Origin of the sequence: Vibrio sp. Vb0304 (assembly GCF_033338995.1) — a bacterium.
Lineage (GTDB): Bacteria > Pseudomonadota > Gammaproteobacteria > Enterobacterales > Vibrionaceae > Vibrio > Vibrio alginolyticus.
Map to the genome: position 1 here is coordinate 1 of NZ_JAWOTT010000284.1, position 1,130 is coordinate 1,130.

Annotated in this window: 1 protein-coding gene; it reads left to right on the forward strand. The window is 49.5% G+C overall.

The window, feature by feature from the left end; translation table 11 throughout:
- A partial coding sequence (locus tag R7P35_RS25675; protein ID WP_318093256.1) for a 4-hydroxyproline epimerase occupies positions 1-995 on the forward strand: 995 nt, incomplete at its 5' end.
- Between the last annotated feature and the right edge of the window lie 135 nt (positions 996-1,130).

Below are 1,130 nucleotides of genomic sequence, written 5' to 3' on the forward strand. Positions count from 1 at the left end.
AAGGAACCTTTTTCTGTATCGATGCCCATACCTGTGGAAACCCAGTGAGATTGGTGGCTGGTGGTGTTCCACCACTTGAGGGCAACACGATGAGTGAAAAGCGTCAGTATTTCTTAGAGCATTATGATTGGATTCGACAAGCACTGATGTTTGAACCGCGTGGCCATTCAATGATGTCAGGCTCCGTTGTTTTACCGCCTTGCAGCGACAATGCAGATGCTTCCATCCTTTTTACTGAAACCAGCGGCTGCCTGCCTATGTGTGGACACGGCACCATTGGTACCGTGACCACCGCCATCGAAAATCGTTTGATTACGCCGAAAGAAGAGGGACGTTTGATCCTCGACGTGCCAGCCGGCCAAATAGAAGTCCACTACCAAACCAAAGGTGACAAGGTCACGTCAGTAAAGATTTTTAATGTTCCAGCTTATCTTGCGCATCAAGATGTCACGGTTGAAATCGAAGGTTTGGGAGAAATCACCGTAGATGTCGCTTACGGCGGCAACTACTACGTCATTGTTGATCCACAAGAAAATTATGCGGGACTCGAACACTACTCCCCTGATGAGATTTTAATGCTCTCCCCCAAAGTGCGCACCGCCGTTTCTAATGCAGTGGAATGCATTCATCCAAATGATCCCACGGTTTGCGGCGTTTCCCATGTACTTTGGACAGGGAAACCAACGCAAGACGGCGCAACGGCTCGCAATGCCGTTTTTTATGGCGATAAAGCGCTCGACCGATCGCCATGTGGAACCGGCACGAGCGCACGCATGGCGCAATGGCACGCGAAAGGAAAACTCAAATCAGGCGAAGATTTCGTGCATGAAAGCATCATCGGCAGCCTATTTAACGGCCGTATTGAGGGCATCACCGAAGTAAACGGGCAAACGGCGATTTTGCCGAGCATTGAAGGTTGGGCACAAGTGTATGGACACAACACCATTTGGGTCGATGACGAAGACCCGTACGCGTACGGATTTGAAGTGAAATAAGGACAGTAAGGAAGAACAATGAATTCGCAAAACTCACAGGTGTTTTACGCCACCAACGCCTTTACCGGTGAACGATTAACGACGGCGTTTCCCGTTTATGGCGAGATAGAAGTTAACCAAGCTGCAGAAGCTGCA